This is a genomic window from Limnoglobus sp. (assembly GCF_059499385.1).
In genome coordinates, this window is sequence record NZ_JCABYM010000092.1 from 18816 (window position 1) to 36911 (window position 18096).

Genomic DNA, 18096 nt, shown 5'->3' on the forward strand with positions numbered 1-18096 from the left:
CGAGGCCACCACCATGTTACGATACCTTGCTTCGGCCTTCCTAGCCGTTTTGTCCGCCCCCGTTCTCTTCGCCGCCCCGCCGGAGTTCCGCGCCGTGTGGGTCGCCACCGTCGCGAACATCGACTGGCCGAGCAAGCCCGGCCTCCCGGCCGACGAGCAGAAGCGGGAACTCGTCGCCCTCCTCGACAAGTGCAAGGACCTCAACCTCAACGCCGTCATCTTCCAGGTCCGGCCGATGTGCGACGCGCTGTACGAGTCGAAGCTGGAGCCGTGGTCGTCGTTCCTCACCGGCACGCAGGGCAAGTCGCCGGGGTACGACCCGCTGACGCTCGCCATCGAGGAGAGCCACAAGCGCGGGATGGAGCTGCACGTCTGGCTGAACCCGTACCGCGCCTGGTCGCCGAGCGCGAAGGGGGAGCCGGCCGCGAACCACGTCGTCAAGGCCCGGCCGGACATCGCGAAGAAGTACGGCAAGCACCACTGGCTGAACCCGACGCACCCGGACACCCGCAAGCACTCGCTGGCCGTCGCCGTGGACGTGGTCACGCGGTACGACATCGACGGCGTCCACATGGACGATTACTTCTACCCGTACCCCGAACAGGACGCGGACAAGGACGAGATTCCGTTCCCGGACGACGACACGTGGGCGGCGTACCAGAAGGCCGGCGGCAAGCTGGCCCGCGACGACTGGCGGCGGGACGCGGTGAACACGTTCGTGCGAGAGCTCTACGAGCAAGTCCACGCGGCGAAGCCGTGGGTGAAGGTCGGCATCTCGCCGTTCGGCATCTGGCGGCCCGGCCACCCGGCGGGGATCGCCGGGTTCGACCAGCACGCGAAGCTGTACGCCGACGCGAAGCTGTGGCTGAACGAGGGGTGGGTGGATTACTTCACGCCGCAGCTCTACTGGCCGATCGCGCAGGAGAAGCAGAGCTACCCGAAGCTCTTGGACTGGTGGATGAAAGAGAACACGAAGGGCCGCCACCTGTGGCCGGGGAACTACACGGGGAAGTATTCTGCCGACGAGATCGCGGCCCAAGTGAAGCTGACCCGCGACCGCGGGGCGTGGGGGAACGTCCACTTCAGCATGAAGTCGCTGACCGGCGAGAAGCTGGCGAAGCTGAAGGAACTGTACGCGGAACCGGCGGCGATCCCGGCGACGCCGTGGCTGGGGAAGCGGCCGAAGTAAGTGCTAGTGCCCGTTCGTGCCGTGGCCGCGGTCGGCGATAAGCCGGCGGAGGCGGGCGAGTTCTGCTTCCGCCGCCGCCGCCCGTTGCTCCGCGTCGTCAGCCCGTTCCGCGTCCGTCGGCAGCCACGTTTCGGTGGCGGGGTTCCACAGCCGGAGGTTGTCGCCGTCCCGCTCCAGGTGCAGGCACAGCACCTTGCTCGGCAGGCGGCCGTCCTTTTCGCGGATGCGACGGTACTCGCCGCCGACTAGACGGAAGCCTTGCATGGACGGTTCGAGGTATTCTTCACGCGGGTCGAAAAGAAAATACTCCTTCACCTTCAACGTGTCCCGGTAGAGCGCCATCTTCGTGTTGAGGTCTTCCCGCCGCGTCGTCTTCGACGTGAGTTCGATCACCACGTCCGGGCCTTTGCCTTCCTCCCAGACGAGGTAGTTCGGCCGCAGACCGTCGCGGACGGCCTTGACCACGAACACGTCCGGCGAGACGTGCCGGCGGCGGTCGTTCGGCCTGTAGAAGACTAGCAGGTTGCCGGACACGTAGGTATTCGGGTCCGCGGCGTAGTGTGCCTTGAGCGTCGCGATGAGTTGGAGCATCAAGTCGCGATGCCAATCCGTCTCGGCCATGGGGCGACCGTCCGAAGTGGGGTAGTCGTTCAGGACGAACGGCGTGAACTTCCGGATCATGTCGGCGTCTCCTGACCGTCACGATACCATCCCGGCTCGACGATGTCAGGTACGAACCGTGCGGACGTGTTGCACGGGTTCACCCTGCCGCTGGCAAAGCTATTCGAGCGGTTGGAGAAGCCCAAGAAGAAGCGGAAAAAGTAGGCCGACTCACCGCTGCAGCTCCCGCTCGACGCGGTCGAGCAGGTCCTTCGCCGGCCAGCGGCGGTCGCCGAGGGCCAGCACCTCGTTCGACGCCAGCCACCCGCGGACCTTCTTCTCCGCCGCCACGGCCGTGCTGTGCTGGCGGACGCCGAAGTGCTTCGCGATCTCGCCGTAGGTCGCCGGGGTGTGCTTCCTCGCCAAGTACACGGCCACCATTCGCGGGTGGCTGACCTGCCACGACCGGGACTTCGACTGCAACTGCCCGGCCGACAGCCGCAGCACCTGACAGACGGCCGCGTCCACGTCCGCCACCGCGACCGCCCGGACGGTGTGCCGCAGCAGGTCCCCGAGCGCCTCGCGGGCGGACGCCGCCGTCACCGGCTGGCCGGTCACCTTCGCGAAGTGCCGGACGCTGTTCACCGCCCCTTCGAGTTCCCGGACGTTCCCCTTCAGGTTGCGGGCGAGGTACTTCAGCACGTCGTCGCCCATCGGCGTCGGGATGCCGGTCGCCTTCTTGCGGAGGATTTCCAGCCGCGTCTCGTCGTCCGGCGGGAGCAGGCCCCACGACGCGCCGCCGAGCAGCCGGTCGGTCAGTTCCGGCAGCAGCTCCTCCGCCAGCCGCGGGTGACAGTCCGTTGTCAGGACGACCTGCCGGCCGTCGCTGACGAGCGCGTCGAGCGTGTGGAGCAGCTCCTCCATCGAGCCGCGGCGCTTCGCCAGGAAGTTCAGATCGTCGAACAAGAGGGCCGAGCAGTCGCGGAACTGGCGGCGGAACTGCGCCATCTTGTTGAAGCGGGTTCCCTGCACGAACCGGTGGGTGAACTCCTCGGCCGTCACGAACACCGGGCGGGCGGTCAGCGTCTGCTTCCGCAGGGTCGCGTAGATCGCTTCGAGGAGGTGCGTCTTGCCGGTCCCGACGGGGCCGTGCAAGACGAGCGGGTTCGGGCCGAGGCCGGGTTCCTCCGCGACGGCTAGCGCGGCCGCGTGCGCTACTCGGTTTGAAGGGCCGGCCACGAACTCGGCGAACGTCTTCCACTTCCGGCCGAGTCGCGCGGCCTCCTTCTCGTCCTTCGCCTTCTTCTTCAACTCGGACGGCAGCGGCGGCGAGCCAGCGGGTTCGCCGAACAGGTTCAACTGCGGTGGCGGTTGCGTGACCGGGATCGGTTCCGGCGGCTTCTCGGCGAACAACTCCGCGTCCGTCACGAACCGTACCGGAACTTCGCCGCAAACTTCGATTACCGATTCGCGGATGGCGGGGCCGAACCGGTCGGCGGCCCACTCCTGGAACTGCGTCGTCCGGGCAACGACGACGCACTCGTGGCCGAGCCAGACGAACTTCGTCGTGGGCTGGAACCAGAGCTGGAACCGCGGCGGGCCGATGCGGTTCGCGAACACGGCTTCGATCCGCCGGGCGGGGTCGTCGGGCGACCCGCCCGCGGCGTCCGGAAACGGCACGGGGGTGACTCGGGATGATGGTCGTGAATCAAGGTCGGTAGCGTAATGATGCGCCGCGGACGGGCCGCGCCAATCGCGCGGCGGCGACGCCGGACGGGAGTGGGTGGGGCGGCGCGGGCGCATCCGGCACGCACGCGCGTGCGCGCAACATGCGCCCCAATCGCGCCAGCCGGTGCGACCGTGCGCGACGGAAGAATCGCGCGGCTCGCGGGGATGTTCGCCAACTTATCTCATTTTGCACGGTGGCCGTCGGGAATGCACAAGAAGACTTCGCGTAGGTCGGATTCTCGAAAATTCTTACCCCGATAAAGCCGCAACGCCGGCTCGTTCCGCACGTCCACGCTGAGCGCCACAGTCCGCCCGTTCGTCGCGGCCACTTCCGTCAGAACGAATTCGAGGGCTTGCCGCCCGTACCCGCGGCCGCGGTGCGGGGGCAGGACGCCGAGGTACGTCAACTCCGTCGTCGCGGGGTCGTCGGTCGTGGCGAGCAGTAGCACGCCGACGGGGTCGCCGTCGCGGTCGATCCGCCACCACCGCGGCGGCCGGTCGGCGGTGTCCGCGAGGTAGCCGGCCAGGATGTCGGCCCCGGCGCGGCGGCCGTTCAGTTCCGGCACGTCGAGCGAGCCGTCGTAGGTCCGCACCAGCAAGTCCGCGAACGCCGGCGTCGGTTCGGCGACGGGGACGAACCGCAACGCGGTTCGCGGCTTCGGCGGGGGCGGGGACAGGTCGCGGGTGAGGAACGACAGCCGGGTGACGTGGCGGAACCCGGCCCGGACGAGCGGCGGCGTCCGCGGCATTTCCGGCTGGCGGACGACGGCCTGGATGATGCCCGTCGGCTCCGTGCGGACCCAGGCGAGCGCCCCGGCGACGAGTGCGTCCCGCGTGGCGTCGTCGTCCGCGACCGGCAGCCAAACGGCCGCCAGCCCGCCGCCGAGCCGGTAGGCGAACATGGCCCCGCGGACGGCGTCGCCGTCCTTCGCGACGACGAGGCCGGCCGGGTCGAGGTCGCCGGCCGCGAACAGCGCTTCGAGCCGCGCCGCGGCGGCGGCCGCGAAGGCGGCGTGCGCGAACAGCACGCGACAGGCGGCCGGCCGGTCTTCGGGCGTAGCGGGGGAAATGGTGAGGAGCATAAGTCCGAGTTCGGCAATCGCCTGACTTCCGAAGTCCGGCTTCGACTTCGGAAGTCGAACCGGGCGAGCGACCCGTGCGGACGCGGGTGAGGCCCCTGCGCGGGATCGACTTCCGAAGTCGAAGCCGGACTTCGGAAGTCGGGCCGCCGGGTTACCGATAAGTCGTCGGGTCCGGCACGCCGGCCTCGGCGAAGCCCTTCCGCCGCAACTGGCACGAGTCGCAGCCGCCGCACGCGCGGCCGGACGGGTCCGGGTCGTAGCAGCTCAGCGTCTGCGAATAGTCCACGCCGAGGCGGACGCCCTCACGGATGATCTCGGCCTTCGTCATCTTCAGCAGCGGGGCGTGGACGCGGAACCGCCCCGCCCCCTCGACGGCCGCCTTCGTCGCGAGGTTCGCCAGGTTCTCGAACGCGGTCAGGAACTCCGGCCGACAGTCCGGGTAGCCGCTGTAGTCCAGCACGTTCGCGCCGATGAACAGGTCGAACGCGCCGACGACTTCCGCGTAGCCCAGCGCGACGCCGAGCAGGATCGTGTTGCGGGCCGGGACGTAGGTGACGGGGACGCCGTGGCCGATCGCCTCGTCCGTGCGGCCCTTCGGCACGGCGATGTCCGCGGTCAGGGCCGACCCGCCGATCGCCCGGAGGTCGAGCGTCACGGTGCGGAACTCGGCCGCGCCGAGGGCCGTCGCGACGGCGGCGGCGCGGGCCAGCTCCACCTTGTGCCGTTGGCCGTAGTCCACGCCGAGCGCGTAGGCCGTGTAGCCTTGCTCCCTTGCCACGGCCAGCGTCGTCGTGCTGTCCAACCCGCCGCTGAGGAGAACGACCGCCTTCGCCATGATCGAGTTTTCCGGGGGAATCGCGGGCGAATCGAGAGGCGAACGGATTCTATCAAGTTTCACGCGAGTCCGGCCGATGTACCCGCGGAGACGTTGAATTCCGTGAGGCCGAGGCATGTTCGGTTCGGACGCGACCCGCCGGTTCTTGCTCGCGCTGCTCGCCGTCGGGGCGACGGTCGGCGTCGGCGTGTCGTTCCTGAGCCGCAAGCACTCCGAATGGGACACGGTCTACCGCGCCGCCGGTCGGCGGTTGCTCGCCGGCGAGAGCCTCTACCCGCCCGGCACGAGCTACGCCTACCCGCCGCTGGCGGCCGCCCTCGTCGCGCCGCTGGCGAACGCCCCGGACCGCGACGCGCGACTGGTGTGGTATCTGGTGAACGTCGCGTTCATCGGCGGCCTCGTCGTCCTCGGCTGGCGGGCCGCCGGCGGGACGCGGCCGGTCGTGCAGGAGTCCGGCGTGTTCTGGCTCGGCATGGCCGTCGGCTTCCCGTTCGTGCTGCACGCGCTGGCGCATCAACAAGTCGATGCCGTCGTCACCGCGATCGTCATCGGCGGCTGCTTCCTGCTCGCCCGCGGCCGGGGGATCGCCGCGGCGACCTGCTTCGGGCTGGCGGCGGCCGTGAAATGCACCCCGCTCCTGTTCGCCCCCTATCTCTTGGTGAAGGGCCGGCCCGTCGCGGCCGCGTGGCTCGTCCTCGTCGCGGCGGGGGCGAATCTGTTACCGGACGCGATCAGCCGGCCGACGGACGCGACCTGCCACCTGGAGAAATGGTTCGACTTCTACATCGCACCAATGCTAAAGCCGGACTACGCCCCCGGCATCTGGGCGAGCGAAATCATCTACAACCAGTCGGTCGTCGGGGCCGCGAACCGGTGGTTCGGCGACGCGCTGCCGCCGCGGGAACTCAAGCGGTGGGTGTACGGCCTGTTCGCCGGCCTCGCGGCGCTCGGCCTCGCGGCGATGGCCCGCGGCCGGCGGCAGCCGAACGCCGTGGCGTGGGAATGCGGCCTCGTGCTGTCCGGGATGCTCTTGCTCTCGCCGATGTCGAGCGTGCCGCACTTCGCCACGCTGCTGCTCCCCGGCTGGTTGCTAGCGCGGGCGGTCATCGTCGAACGCCGGTGGGGGCTGCTGCCGTTTTTGGTCGCGATGGTCCTCGGCTCTGTGATGTCGAACAAGGACCTGATCGGTAGCCGGGCGTACACCCTCGGCCTGTGGGGCGGCAGCGTCATGTGGGCGGCCGTGGCCGGGTTCGTTGGGTGCGCCGTCGCGCTTGCGAACTGGAAGATGCCGCAGGTCGAGGTGGCCGTGCCGGAGGTGCAACCCGTTCGGCGGGCGGCGTAATAGAATGGCGGTTTGCGAACCGTCATTCCCGAGAGCCACAATGGATTTCACCGAGACGCCGTCGGCCGACCAACTCGAGACGTTCCCGAACCCGCGGCCGGGCCGCGATTATTCCATCGAGATCGTTTGTCCGGAGTTCACGAGCGTGTGCCCGAAGACCGGCCAGCCGGACTACGGCACGATCACGTTCACGTACACGCCGGGCGAGTTGTGCGTCGAGTTGAAGTCGCTGAAACTGTACCTGCAACGGTTCCGCAATCAGGGCATCTTCTACGAGCAGGTGACGAACCGGTTGCTGGACGACTTCGTGGCGGCGGCGAAGCCGGTGAAGTGCGTGGTGGTGTCGCGGTGGACGCCCCGCGGCGGGATCAGCACGAACGTGACGGCGACGTACACGGCCGAGCGGTAATTGGTTTTCGGCCCCGGATGGGGCCGCGGACTGTAGCCACGGGTGAAACCCGTGGTAGGTTCATGGAAACGACACCGCCCCGGAGGGGCGGAGGAACGTTCCTCCGCCCCTCCGGGGCGGCCGGCATGTCCGAGGGTTCCACGGGTTTCACCCGTGGCTACAACCCGTCGCCCCATCCGGGGCGAAAGACGGAATCAAATCATCACCTTGAACTGCACCGTCCCGACCTGGACGATGTCGCTCGACTGCAGCACCCGCTGCTGGCCGGGGTGCAGCCGGGAGCGGTTCACGAACGTGCCGTTCAGGCTGTTCAAGTCCTCGATCAGCACCAGCCCGCGGTCGAACGTCACGACCGCGTGCTGCCGGGACGACCAGACCTGCTCCGGCGACTCCTGCGCGGTCAGGTCGATGTCCACCGGCTTGTCGGCCGACCGGCCGATGAAGTTCTTGCCGCCGTAGATCGGGAACTCGGCGTTCACCTTCTCCCCGCGGATGACGACCAGCCGCGGCGTGGCCGGGGCCAGCGGCTCCGGCGTCGTCTCGACCGACACCATCGAGTACGTATCGCTGTTCTCCGCCCCCATCGCGGCCGCCACGCTGCCGACGGCCGTGCGCATCGCCGACCCCGGCACCGTCAGCGGCCCGCGGACGGTCCGGCTCGACCCCTCGTCTACGACGGCCACGTCGTGCATCTGCGACACGATCCGGGTGTTCAGTTCGGACACGACCGACGGCTCCCCGGCGTCGTCCGGGAAGCGGAACTTGCCGCACCGGGCGCACATGGCCGCGTCGGCGGCGTTCGGGAACAGGCACAGCGGACAGGTGGCCATAGTCGTCGTGGCCCCACGGGACGGAGGATGACGGAAACGCCCCCGGACCTACTGTCTGGGGTCGGGGCTGCCGGAAACTTAGCTCAGAGTTCCGGGGTTGTCGGAAAAACGGCCCCATTCGGCGTAATTCCGACGCGGAATCCGTCAAACGGCCGCCCATGATTTATCCGCCGGGCGCAATTTCCGCGCCAGCTTTCACTTTCCCCACCCTCACGGCGAACCCGCTCGCGAACGGGTCAAGGCCGCTACGAGCGGCGGTGCAGTTCCGGCGTGGGGCCAATCCCGACCCGCGGCCCCGGATGCGCCCTTTCGAGTCCCCGGCCGGAAAGCTAGAATCAACTTACGCGGGGGGCGCGGACGAGACGTGAGCTGTCGTCGCGAGAAGGCGTATGAAGTGCCAGCGATGCCCGAAACAGGCGACCTACCACATCACCGAGATCCTGGGCCAGGAGAAGTACATCGACCTCCACCTGTGCGAGGAGTGCGCGCAGAAGCACCTGGCCGACCCGGAGGCGTCCGTGAAGAAGTCCGCGGAGAAGCCGGCCCCGTCGCCGACGGCCGACCTGGCCGACCTCGGCCACCGGCAGTGCGAGGCGTGCGGCATCAAGTTCGTCGAGTTCCGCAACTCCGGGCGGCTCGGCTGCCCGCACGATTACGACAGCTTCAAGGACGAGTTGTTGCCCTTGCTGGACAACATCCACGGCGATACGAAGCACGTCGGCAAGGCCCCGCGGCGGCTGCCGAAGGTGAAGGCCGACCAGGTCGAGCTGGCGCAGCTCCGCCGCCAGTTGCAGGTCGCCGTCACGAAGGAAGCCTACGAGGAGGCGGCCGCCCTGCGGGACCGGATCAAGCGGCTGGAAGAAGGGTAAATCCGAAATCCGAAGTACGAAATCCGAAAGGATAACACGACCGGCTTTTTTCGGATTTCGTACTTCGGATTTCGGATTTTCCTCCCGGCGGGAGTTAGGAATGAATCCCTGTCAATTCTGCGGTGCCCCGGCCACGGTTCACCTGACGGACATCGTGAACAAGAAGAAGCGGCAGATGCACCTGTGCGAGCGGTGCGCGCGGGAGCAGGACATCATCCCGGAGGCCCCGTCGCCGCAGCTGAACCTGCCGGCCCTGTTGCAACTGCTCATGACGCAACTCGCCCCGGCCCCCGGCGGCGACCGCGACGCGGACGACCCGGCGTCGTTGACGTGCCCGACGTGCGGGCTAAAGTATGCTCAGTTCCGGGCCGACGGCCGCCTCGGCTGCCCGGAGGACTACGACGTGTTCTACCCGGTGCTCGTGCCGATCCTGGAGAAGGTCCACCGGGGCACGCAGCACAACGGCAAGACGCCGCGGGCGGTGAAGCGGCAGCGGGCCGCGTCCGAACTGGCCGACCTGCGGACGCAGCTCGGCGACGCCGTCGCCGCCGAGGACTACGAGGAAGCCGCCCGCCTGCGGGACCGGATTCGGGGGAAGGAAGCCGCGGAATGAACCTGGACCGCCTACTGCCGAACCTCGGCGAGTGGCTCCGCGGCACCGGCCCGGAGTCGGACGCCGTCATTTCCACCCGCATCCGGCTGGCCCGCAACCTCGCCGGCCAGCCGTTCAGCAACCGCGCGTCCGCCCCGCAGAAGGCCGACACCGAGGCCCGCACCCGCGACGCCATCGCCAAGCTCGACCTCCCGTACCGGCTCGACTACGTCGATGTCACGAAGCTGACGCCCATCGACCGCCAGTTCCTGGTCGAGCGGCAGCTCATGAGCCGGGAACTCGCGACGGTGCTCGACGGCCCCCGCGGGGTCGCGTTCGACGACCGCGAGTCCGTCAGCGTCATGGTCAACGAGGAGGACCACCTCCGGCTGCAAGTGATGAGGAGCGGGCTGGCCCTGGACGAAGCCTGGGGCGAGATCGACAAGCTCGACGACGCCCTGGAAACGCGGCTGACGTATGCGTTCCACGACCAGTTCGGGTTCCTGACGGCGTGCCCCACGAACGTCGGCACCGGGATGCGGGCGAGCGTCATGCTCCACCTGCCGGCGCTGTCGCTGACGAAGGAAATCGAGAAGCTGTTCCGCTCGCTCCAGAAGATCAACCTCGTGGTCCGCGGGCTGTACGGCGAGGGGAGCCGGGCGAGCGGCGACCTCTACCAGATTTCCAACCAGGTGACGCTCGGCAAGAGCGAGAGTCGCGTCTTGCAAGAGATTCGCGAGGTCATCTCGCAGATATTGCAATACGAGCGCCGCGCCCGACAGCTGTTGGTGAAGGAGCGGAAGCAGGCGGAGCAGGACCGCGTGGCGCGGGCCATCGGCACGCTCGGCTCGGCGACGATGATTACGTCCGAAGAGACGATGGAGTTGCTCTCGACGGTGCGGTTGGGGATTCAGCTACACCTGATCGAGGACCTGCCGGCGACGACGGTGAACCAGTTGTTCATCCACACGCAGGCGGCGCACCTCCAGAAGCTGATGGGCACGCCGCTCGACGGCGAGGAGCGGAACGCGGCGCGGGCGAAGTACCTCCGCAACAAGCTCCGCGAGTTGGGCGCGAGCCAGCGGTAGGTTTCTGGTTTTCAGCCGCGGAGCGGCGGCGGTCGTTAGCCAGGGGTGGTAACCCCTGGATGAGTTTGCCACAAGGACAAGCCCCGGAGGGGCGGCAGAACGTTCTGCCGCCCCTCCGGGGCTTGTTGCGTCGTGTGGCAGGTTCCAGGGGTTACCACCCTTGGCTAACGACCGCCGCCGCTCCGCGGCTGAAACCCGTGTCTGCGAAGCCAATTTTGTCACTCGACAAACAGCTCGCTACCGCCCCGGCTACTCCCGCACGACGACTTCCACGCTCCGCACCCCGGTTCGCGCCGGCGGGGCGGCCATGTCTCGCAGCTCCGCCAGGATCGCCGTCGTCAGCACGTCTTCGATTTCCGCCAGCGCCCGCGCCGCCGGCATCCCGTCGATGACCCGGTGGTCGAAGTGCAGCCGCACGTCCAGCGACCCGTCGTCCCCCAATATCCCGTAGTTCAGCGTGAACGGGACCGGCGCGATCAGGTTCCGGCACGTCGCCCCGGCCGCGGCCGTCGTGCTGATGCCGAACGTCCCGAAGTGCCGCACCCGGTGCCGCCCGGCCACCTTCGTCGCGTACCACCAGCACAGCCGGCGGACCGGCCGCGGGACTTGCATGACCCGCAGGATGCGGCGGAAGTCGCGGACCTCCCACACCGGGGTCGTCCGCCACCCGTCCAGTGCTTCTTGGAGCTTCGCCAACGATTGTTCGTCCGGGCAGCGGAACTGGCCGAAGAACACGGCCGGCTGCCCCTGGTACTCCCGCTCGACGGCGACGGACGCGACGCTCCCGGCCGTCTCGTAGAAGTGCGGCCACGGCCACGGCATGTACGCCCGCCGCAGCTCCGGCCGCTTCGCCGCGACGGTCGCGAACGCCTTCGCGAACAGCGTCACCCACGACGGCGGGTCGGCCAGTGCCTGCCGGGCCGCGACCACGTCGGCCAGCGCCATCCGCCGCTCGATCGTGATGATCGGCATGTCGCGGCACGCCGCCATCATCTCCGCGATCAACCGCCGCGGGACCGTCAGCCCCCGCCAGCGACCAGGCACGCGCGCCATCGCCTTCCTCGATAGTCCCTACGGTCCCACCGCCGCCAGTTCCGCCGCGATCTCCGTCCGCAGCACCCGTTCCACCTCGGCCAGCGCCTTCGCCGCCGGCACGCCGTCGTAGACCCGGTGGTCGAAGTCCAACCGCACGTCCAACCGGCCGGATTCGTCGAGCGGCCCGAAGCTTAGCGTACTCGTTACGAGCGACGCCATCCCGACCGTCGTGACGCCGGCTGACGCGACCGAGCTGATCCCGAACGTGCCGAAGTTCTGGGCCTTGATCCGCCCGGACTGGTAGAGGGCGTGAACCCACAGCGCCCGGCGGATCAATTTCGGTAGCTTCGTGATACGAATCGTCCGGTGCAACGGCTCCAACTCTTCCAACGGCCGCGTCCGGAACTCGTGCAACTGTTTCGCAAGCTCCGCCAGTGGTGTCGTGTGCGGGTTCTTGAACGGGGCGAACATCACCATCGGCTCGCCCCGGTAGTCGCGTTCGATGGCGACGTTGGCGACGCTGTCGTCGCACTCGAACAGGTGCGGCCACGGGAACGGCATGTACGCCCGCCGCAGTTCCGGCCGCTCGACCGCGACGCGGGCGAACGCCTTCGCGAACAGCAGCACCCAGCTCGCCGCCCCCGGCTTCTTGGCCGCGACGACCGGCCCCAGGTCCATCCGCCGGGCGACGCCGACGAGCGGCATCCTGTGGGCGAAGTGCATGAAGTCGGCGAGGAACCGTCGCGGCACGGTCAGCGGCCGCGTCCGTCCGGAGGTAAAGAACGGCGGCGGGAAGAACATGGGGAAAGTCCCGACGGTGTGCCCATGATGCGGCCGCGGTGCGGGCGGCACAACCCGAAAAGCTTCGCGGGAGAGAAAGAGGGCAGTGCGAGTTTGCGGGTTGTGCGGGCGGCGTATCAGGGCGTGAGACCAACTCGGGTGCGAAGGGCCGAGAGAAGGTCGGTGATGTCTTGCGGGACACGGTTGTTGGCGAGTTGCCACGCCCCGATGGCCTTTGCCACGTCGTTGTCCGGCTCGCCGGGGTTGTGTTGGGGTTGATAGACGTAGGAGCGGAGCTCGCGGAAGATTTCCTTGCCCGAAAAGCTCTCGACCCAGACGCCACTCGTGAGGTCGGCCTGATACTGGCCGAAGGCCCCGTTGATTTGATTCGTGACCTCGGCCGTGGTGACGGCCGCGTTCAACCGGCCGATGACTTGCGTGTACCAAGTCGAGCTGACGATGCGGTTGATGGCCGCGGGTACGTCGGGAACGTGAACGACACCGGGCGAGGACGGGAAGTCTTGAAGGGCCTGACCGCGGAGGTGCTGGATCGCGTGTCGGCACGCGAGCCACGCCGGTTGCCGGGCAGCTAGTCGTTGCATCTCGGTATCAATGTCGGCTATAGAGCGGCCCCGGTTGTTGAACGGGACGATCCCGCTGAGCGCATCCTTGTCCAGCAGGTAGTTCTCCATCTCGTGCCGTGGCAGTTTGAAGTTGTCCGCCGTCGCCCAACTCGGCCGGTTGGTGCGGCCGAAATCACGGTCGAGGACGCCGAAAACGTGGCCGATGGGCGTCGGGAGTTGCCGGGCGGCGGTCACGAGGCGGGGGATGTGTTCGTTGCCTCCGGCGACGTAGAAGGCCACGTCCGGGGTGTTCCCCCACGCGGCGCGGAGGTAGTCCCGCGTGAGGGTATCTTCGACCCAGAGAACGATCCGTGCGGCCTTGTAGAGGGAATCGAGGTGGGCGGCGTCGATCATGCCGGGACGGTTTCCTTCTCGGGAGCCTTCCACGCCTTCGCCCGCGGGTCGTCCTCCGGCACGAGGAAGTGCCGCTGGTAGGAGTAGACGGAGTCGAACACCTGCGGCGAGTGCGTGGCGACGATGAACTGCGCGTTAGGCAGGAAACGCCGCAACTCGTGCAGGAGCGTGGCGTGCCACTGCGGGTCGAGGTGTAACTCGGGTTCGTCAATGAAGACGACGGTATGTCTATCCCGGATCGGAGCTAAGCCCGCAAATAGACAGAAAAGCTCCAGCTGACCGGCACTGAGCTTGTCGATGGATTGCTTCAATCCATCTTTTGTACAGAATACTTCAAAACCTGCTTCGGGACTCACGCCAGCATTGCCAACGGAAAATTCCACTTCATGCTGAGGGTAGAATTGGCTCCAAGCGCTCCCAATAGCTTGCAGTTCACGATCCGCGTCTGCCCAAACACCATTTATCACAGGCCCCATCAGTTTATATGCCTTTAGGTTGATCAATCGTTGCTTAATGAATCCGAGTTTGTTGTCTTTCGGGTCGATAGTGAACGGGTTTCTTGTACCAATGGTTATTGGCAATGCCCCCACCAGATCGGGACTCCGCCACGAAGGAAAATAGTTGCAGCTGTACATAACGGGACGAGAAACCGGAGAACCGTCTGTCCACCATTGAGGATCGCGTGTCGATTGATGAAATCGTGCAATAGATATATATGATTGGCTCTCAAACACGTTATGAATGTCAATTTGAATTCGTGTACCATTTGAATCCTGTTTGATTGCATCCAATCCTTTCGATCCTTGTAACCTATCGTCTCCGCTGAGCGTAAGGAGGCACGCCTCCAACACGGCCGTCTTGCCGCAGCCGTTCGGGCCGCCGATCACGACGATGTCGCTCGGGTTCCCCTGCGGGTCGGTGAAGTCCAATTCCAACTTCTCGATGCCGCGGAAGTTCTCGATCTTCACCGACCGGATGCCGTACGGGATTTTCGACATCGCTCGACTCCTCGTGCCTGCCGTCATCTTACCAGATGGACTCCCCACGGACGTTCGTCCGTGGGCTTCGCCCACCTGAGAAGAAATGAAAAAAGCCCGCGGACGAACGTCCGCGGGCTTTCGCGCATCCGCGCTAAGCTCAGTCCATGTGGTCGTCGTGGCCGCCGGCGGCCTTGTCCTTCTTCGGCACGTCCGCCACCAGCGCGTCGCTCGTCAGCAGTAGCGTGCTCACGCTCGCCGCGTTCTGCAACGCACTGCGGACCACCTTCGTCGGGTCGATGATCCCTTCCTTCACCATGTCCACGTACTTGTCCGTCCGCGCGTTGAACCCGTAGTTCGCGTCCTTGTTCTTCACCACCTCGTTCGCAACGACGTTGCCGTCCGAACCGGCGTTCTCCGCGATCTGCTTGATCGGGGCCTTGCACGCCCGGACCACGATGTTGTAGCCCACTTCCTCGTCGGCCGTCAGGTCCTTCGGCTTCAACCCCTCGCTCGCCCGCAGGAGGGCCGTGCCGCCGCCGGGGAGGATGCCTTCCTGGAACGCGGCCCGCGTCGCGTGCATCGCGTCCTCGACCCGCATCTTCTTTTCCTTCACTTCCGATTCCGTCGCGCCGCCGACGTTGATCTTCGCCACGCCGCCGGACAGCTTCGCGATTCGCTCGCCGAGCTTCTCCTTGTCGTAGTCGCTCGTGCTCTTGTCCAGTTCCTTCTGAATCTGCGACACGCGGGCCTTGATCGCGTCCTTCTTCCCGGCCCCGTCGATGACGATCGTGTTGTCCTTGTCCACCTTCACCTTCTTCGCGCGGCCGAGGTGCTCCAGCTCGACGCTCTCGAGCTTGACGCCGAGGTCCTCGAAGATCGCGGTGCCGCCGGTGAGGATGGCGATGTCTTCCAGCATGGCCTTGCGGCGGTCGCCGTAGCCGGGGGCCTTCACGGCGCACACCTTGAAGCTCGGGTTCCGCATCTTGTTCACGACGAGCGTGGCCAGCGCCTCGCCCTCGACTTCCTCGCTGATGATGAGGATCGGCTTGCCCTTGCCGAGGACCTTTTCGAGGACGGGGACGAGGTCGCGGTTCGTGCTGATCTTCTTCTCGTAGATCAGGATGTACACGTCGTCGAGTTCGCACTCCATCGACTCGAGGTCGGTGACGAAGTACGGCGACAGGTAGCCGCGGTCGAACTGCATGCCTTCCACGAACTCGTGGTCGGTGTCGATGGTCTTGCCCTCATCGACGGTGATGACGCCGTCCTTGCCGACCTTGTGCATCGCCTCGGCGATGATCGTGCCGATCTTCTCGTCGCCGTTCGCGGCGACCGTGGCGACGTTCTCGAGATCCGCCTTGCCCTTGACCGGGATGCTGGCCTTCTTCACCTTCTCGACGATGTCCTCGACGGCCTTCTCCATGCCCCGCTTCATGAGCATCGGGTTCGTGCCGGCGGTGACGGCCTTCAGGCCCTCGTTGAAGATCGCCTCGGCCAGCACCGTCGCGGTCGTCGTGCCGTCGCCGGCCACGTCGCTCGTCTTGCTGGCGACTTCCTTCACCATGCGAGCGCCCATGTTCTCGTACTGGTCGGGCAGCTCGATTTCCTTCGCGACGGTGACGCCGTCCTTCGTGACGGTCGGGGAGCCGAACGACTTCTGGATGATGACGTTGCGGCCCTTCGGCCCGAGCGTGACCTTGACGGCCTTCGCGAGCTTGGCGATGCCGCGCTTCATGGCCTCGCGGGCTTCCTGGTCGAACGCGATCTGCTTGGCGGACATTAAGAAAGCTCCCTATTCTGCATCATGGAAGATGCGGGTCGGGCTACGACGGGGTACAGGCTCAACATGAGGACAAGCCCCGCCGCGGCGGTGATTCGGCGTGTTTTTCGATTGCGGGTTTACTCGATGACGGCCAGCACGTCGGACTCGTGCATGACGAGGACTTCGTCCTTGTTCTTCTTGTCCTTGAACTCGTCGCCGGCCCAGGACGTGAACAGCACCTTGTCGCCGACCTTCAGTTGCAGCGGCGTGCGGCTGCCGTCCTTGTTGAGCTTGCCGGGGCCGACGGCCACGATGGTGCCGGTCTGCGGCTTCTTCTGGGCCGCGTCCGGCAGGATGATCCCGCCCTTCGACTTGGCTTCCGACTCTTCACGCTTGACGATGATCCGATCGCCGATCGGGTGCAGGGCCATCGCGGTGTCTCCGACGGTGGGTAGGGTGGTCCGTGGGCCGCGATCATGCAACCGCCGTGCCCGCGATGGTCGGCGGCGGTAAAGCGTTGCGGGCGTGAGAATTGTGGCAACTAACCGGAAATGTGGCGTGTGCCAAGTTTGCGTGCGACTGTCGGTTTGGCATCTTACGACGGGTCGGCCGCCGGCGTCGGCTCGGCCCGCTGCGGCAGCCACGCGGCCAGCACCAAGAGCGCGAACGCCAGCAGGATCGTCACGAAGCTCAGCCCCAGGCTGACGAGGTGCCACGTCGCGAACTGCTCGCGGGCCACGGCCGCCACCTCGAACGTCGCGTCGAACCGGGCCAGCCGCAGCTTGCTCACCACGTCCGACACCCACCACCCGGCCGCGACCGCCGCCACCGCCGCCACCGCCAGCTGCACCCGCACGCGATTCCGGCCGACCGGCGGCTCCGCGCGCCACGCCCACGCCGTCGCCAGCACCACGACGGCACACGCCAGTTGCAGCGCGAAATACTTCGGGAAGACCGGCCCGACCGCGGCCCCGGCGAGCGCGCTGCCGAGGTTCTTGCGGACCTCGTCCGGCGTCCCCGGCGGCACGATCGGCACGTTCGCCGTCCGGTCGCTCGGGGCCGTGGCCACGACCTGCTCGAACGTCGCGAACAGGCTCGGCGCGGTCACGAAGTTGAAGAACCCCGCCGCCCCGACCCACACCCCGGCCGCCACGACGTGCAGCACCCGCAACAAGTTTTGACGCATCGGCCCGTCTCCGATTTGGCTCTCCGTCCCGGCGAGCAGCCGCCCCACGTTCGCGCGGTGGCGGGCGACCACGAGCAGACTCCCGGCCAGGCAGAACGCCGTCACCACGAGGTTCGCCCCGCCGAACGGCGGCCGCGTCGCCGCGATCTGCACGGCCGACAGCACCGCAACCGCGAGGATCGACGCGAGCGACACGGTCCGGGTCACGAGCGCCGCGAGCAGCCACGTTCCCAGGGCCGCGAGGAACGGGACCGGCACGAGGACGGCGACGGCCCCGGCCCCGGTGGCGACGCCCTTGCCGCCGCGGAACCCGAGGTAGACCGGGAACAGGTGGCCGAGGAACGCGAACGCCGCCGCGCCGACTTTCAGCACTTCCGGCGACTCGAACGCGGTGAGGGCGTCGTTAGAAACGAGCCGGGCGAGCGGAACGACGACGGCGACCGGCAGCGCGCCCTTCAGGAAGTCGAGAACGAAGACGAGGACGCCGAACGTCCGGCCGAGGACGCGGCCCACGTTCGTCGCGCCGATGTTGCCGGACCCGACCTGGAAGAGATCGACGCCCTTGGCGCGGGCGACGAGGTAGCCGAACGGGATCGCGCCGACGAGGTAGCAGGCGAGCCAGAGCAGCGGCACGACGACGGAGGCAGGCATATGGGAGTTGATATACGACGAGACGTGTTGCCGTCGCAACGGCGAGCGTCACGGCGTAAGCGTGACGTGTCTCGTCCCGCGCGGCGAGGCGATGCTATTGCTTGTGGAACCCTGAGCGGAAGCGACGGGGTGTGGGACCAACCCCCACACCCCGTCGCTTC

At 67.2% G+C, this 18096-nt stretch carries 18 protein-coding genes; 6 read left to right on the forward strand and 12 right to left on the reverse strand.

Annotated features, from left to right (window positions below):
• Positions 1-13: 13 nt before the first annotated feature.
• Positions 14-1189 carry a glycoside hydrolase family 10-like protein gene (locus AC5JJ2_RS16710; protein WP_495859152.1) on the forward strand — a complete coding sequence of 392 codons (1176 nt, stop codon included), beginning with the start codon at positions 14-16 and terminating at the stop codon, positions 1187-1189.
• 3 nt (positions 1190-1192) lie between these two features.
• Here AC5JJ2_RS16710 and AC5JJ2_RS16715 read toward each other — a convergent pair whose 3' ends face one another.
• From AC5JJ2_RS16715 to queC, 4 genes are all read right to left on the reverse strand, one after another.
• A complete protein-coding gene (locus AC5JJ2_RS16715; protein WP_495859153.1) occupies positions 1193-1870 on the reverse strand; it encodes a Uma2 family endonuclease in 678 nt (225 codons plus the stop codon).
• Positions 1871-2020: 150 nt separating this feature from the next.
• Positions 2021-3469 (reverse strand): DnaA ATPase domain-containing protein, encoded by a 1449-nt coding sequence (locus AC5JJ2_RS16720; RefSeq protein ID WP_495859154.1) that lies wholly within the window; start codon positions 3467-3469, stop codon positions 2021-2023.
• Positions 3470-3699: 230 nt separating this feature from the next.
• Positions 3700-4599 carry a GNAT family N-acetyltransferase gene (locus tag AC5JJ2_RS16725; protein ID WP_495859155.1) on the reverse strand — a complete coding sequence of 300 codons (900 nt, stop codon included), beginning with the start codon at positions 4597-4599 and terminating at the stop codon, positions 3700-3702.
• A gap of 151 nt (positions 4600-4750) precedes the next feature.
• On the reverse strand, positions 4751-5437 hold the full coding sequence (gene queC, locus AC5JJ2_RS16730; protein WP_495859169.1) for a 7-cyano-7-deazaguanine synthase QueC: 687 nt from the start codon (positions 5435-5437) through the stop codon (positions 4751-4753).
• Positions 5438-5549: 112 nt separating this feature from the next.
• On the opposite strand from queC, the gene AC5JJ2_RS16735 reads away from it, so the two are divergent.
• Positions 5550-6776, forward strand: coding sequence for a glycosyltransferase family 87 protein (locus AC5JJ2_RS16735; RefSeq protein WP_495859156.1), 1227 nt, complete (start codon positions 5550-5552; stop codon positions 6774-6776).
• Between the two features lie 40 nt (positions 6777-6816).
• Positions 6817-7185, forward strand: a complete 369-nt coding sequence (gene queF, locus AC5JJ2_RS16740; RefSeq protein WP_495859157.1) for a preQ(1) synthase — start codon at positions 6817-6819, stop codon at positions 7183-7185.
• Between the two features lie 194 nt (positions 7186-7379).
• Here the strand turns inward: queF and AC5JJ2_RS16745 are convergent, their stop codons facing one another.
• Entirely contained in the window at positions 7380-8015 is a 636-nt protein-coding gene (locus tag AC5JJ2_RS16745; RefSeq protein ID WP_495859158.1) for an FHA domain-containing protein, read from the reverse strand.
• A gap of 389 nt (positions 8016-8404) precedes the next feature.
• Between AC5JJ2_RS16745 and AC5JJ2_RS16750 the strand changes: the two genes are divergently transcribed.
• The 3 genes from AC5JJ2_RS16750 to AC5JJ2_RS16760 all read left to right on the forward strand — a co-directional run bounded on the left by AC5JJ2_RS16750 (position 8405) and on the right by AC5JJ2_RS16760 (position 10564).
• Positions 8405-8884, forward strand: a complete 480-nt coding sequence (locus AC5JJ2_RS16750) for a UvrB/UvrC motif-containing protein (protein ID WP_495859159.1) — start codon at positions 8405-8407, stop codon at positions 8882-8884.
• Between the two features lie 100 nt (positions 8885-8984).
• Positions 8985-9497 (forward strand): UvrB/UvrC motif-containing protein, encoded by a 513-nt coding sequence (locus AC5JJ2_RS16755; protein ID WP_495859160.1) that lies wholly within the window; start codon positions 8985-8987, stop codon positions 9495-9497.
• Positions 9494-10564: a protein arginine kinase gene (locus AC5JJ2_RS16760; RefSeq protein ID WP_495859161.1), complete on the forward strand. Its 1071-nt coding sequence runs from the start codon at positions 9494-9496 to the stop codon at positions 10562-10564. Before AC5JJ2_RS16755 ends, AC5JJ2_RS16760 begins: the two co-directional genes overlap by 4 nt.
• Before the next feature lie 249 nt (positions 10565-10813).
• On the opposite strand, the gene AC5JJ2_RS16765 is transcribed toward AC5JJ2_RS16760, so the two are convergent.
• From AC5JJ2_RS16765 to plsY, 7 genes are all read right to left on the reverse strand, one after another.
• A complete protein-coding gene (locus AC5JJ2_RS16765) occupies positions 10814-11617 on the reverse strand; it encodes a hypothetical protein (protein WP_495859162.1) in 804 nt (267 codons plus the stop codon).
• An 18-nt stretch (positions 11618-11635) separates the two neighbouring features.
• A complete protein-coding gene (locus tag AC5JJ2_RS16770) occupies positions 11636-12400 on the reverse strand; it encodes a hypothetical protein (protein WP_495859163.1) in 765 nt (254 codons plus the stop codon).
• Positions 12401-12516: 116 nt separating this feature from the next.
• The gene (locus AC5JJ2_RS16775; protein WP_495859164.1) at positions 12517-13356 is read right to left on the reverse strand and encodes a hypothetical protein; all 840 of its coding nucleotides are present in this window, start codon (positions 13354-13356) and stop codon (positions 12517-12519) included.
• Complete coding sequence (locus AC5JJ2_RS16780) at positions 13353-14354, reverse strand: AAA family ATPase (RefSeq protein ID WP_495859165.1); 1002 nt, start codon at positions 14352-14354, stop codon at positions 13353-13355. Before AC5JJ2_RS16780 ends, AC5JJ2_RS16775 begins: the two co-directional genes overlap by 4 nt.
• A gap of 139 nt (positions 14355-14493) precedes the next feature.
• Positions 14494-16116: a chaperonin GroEL gene (gene groL / locus AC5JJ2_RS16785; RefSeq protein WP_495859166.1), complete on the reverse strand. Its 1623-nt coding sequence runs from the start codon at positions 16114-16116 to the stop codon at positions 14494-14496.
• Between the two features lie 119 nt (positions 16117-16235).
• The gene (locus AC5JJ2_RS16790; protein WP_495859167.1) at positions 16236-16529 is read right to left on the reverse strand and encodes a co-chaperone GroES; all 294 of its coding nucleotides are present in this window, start codon (positions 16527-16529) and stop codon (positions 16236-16238) included.
• A 164-nt stretch (positions 16530-16693) separates the two neighbouring features.
• Complete coding sequence (plsY, locus tag AC5JJ2_RS16795; protein WP_495859168.1) at positions 16694-17935, reverse strand: glycerol-3-phosphate 1-O-acyltransferase PlsY; 1242 nt, start codon at positions 17933-17935, stop codon at positions 16694-16696.
• Positions 17936-18096 lie beyond the last annotated feature (161 nt).

Excerpts from the sequence above, each read along its gene's own strand:
- AC5JJ2_RS16775 (WP_495859164.1), bottom strand. The coding sequence starts at position 13,356 with ATGATCGACGCCGCCCACCTCGATTCCCTCTACAAGGCCGCACGGATC.
- AC5JJ2_RS16725 (WP_495859155.1), bottom strand. The coding sequence starts at position 4,599 with ATGCTCCTCACCATTTCCCCCGCTACGCCCGAAGACCGGCCGGCCGCC.
- AC5JJ2_RS16765 (WP_495859162.1), bottom strand. The coding sequence starts at position 11,617 with ATGGCGCGCGTGCCTGGTCGCTGGCGGGGGCTGACGGTCCCGCGGCGG.
- queF (WP_495859157.1), top strand. The coding sequence starts at position 6,817 with ATGGATTTCACCGAGACGCCGTCGGCCGACCAACTCGAGACGTTCCCG.
- AC5JJ2_RS16710 (WP_495859152.1), top strand. The coding sequence starts at position 14 with ATGTTACGATACCTTGCTTCGGCCTTCCTAGCCGTTTTGTCCGCCCCC.
- groL (WP_495859166.1), bottom strand. The coding sequence starts at position 16,116 with ATGTCCGCCAAGCAGATCGCGTTCGACCAGGAAGCCCGCGAGGCCATG.
- AC5JJ2_RS16770 (WP_495859163.1), bottom strand. The coding sequence starts at position 12,400 with ATGTTCTTCCCGCCGCCGTTCTTTACCTCCGGACGGACGCGGCCGCTG.
- AC5JJ2_RS16735 (WP_495859156.1), top strand. The coding sequence starts at position 5,550 with ATGTTCGGTTCGGACGCGACCCGCCGGTTCTTGCTCGCGCTGCTCGCC.
- AC5JJ2_RS16760 (WP_495859161.1), top strand. The coding sequence starts at position 9,494 with ATGAACCTGGACCGCCTACTGCCGAACCTCGGCGAGTGGCTCCGCGGC.
- AC5JJ2_RS16750 (WP_495859159.1), top strand. The coding sequence starts at position 8,405 with ATGAAGTGCCAGCGATGCCCGAAACAGGCGACCTACCACATCACCGAG.
- AC5JJ2_RS16715 (WP_495859153.1), bottom strand. The coding sequence starts at position 1,870 with ATGATCCGGAAGTTCACGCCGTTCGTCCTGAACGACTACCCCACTTCG.
- AC5JJ2_RS16780 (WP_495859165.1), bottom strand. The coding sequence starts at position 14,354 with ATGTCGAAAATCCCGTACGGCATCCGGTCGGTGAAGATCGAGAACTTC.
- plsY (WP_495859168.1), bottom strand. The coding sequence starts at position 17,935 with ATGCCTGCCTCCGTCGTCGTGCCGCTGCTCTGGCTCGCCTGCTACCTC.
- AC5JJ2_RS16790 (WP_495859167.1), bottom strand. The coding sequence starts at position 16,529 with ATGGCCCTGCACCCGATCGGCGATCGGATCATCGTCAAGCGTGAAGAG.
- AC5JJ2_RS16745 (WP_495859158.1), bottom strand. The coding sequence starts at position 8,015 with ATGGCCACCTGTCCGCTGTGCCTGTTCCCGAACGCCGCCGACGCGGCC.
- AC5JJ2_RS16755 (WP_495859160.1), top strand. The coding sequence starts at position 8,985 with ATGAATCCCTGTCAATTCTGCGGTGCCCCGGCCACGGTTCACCTGACG.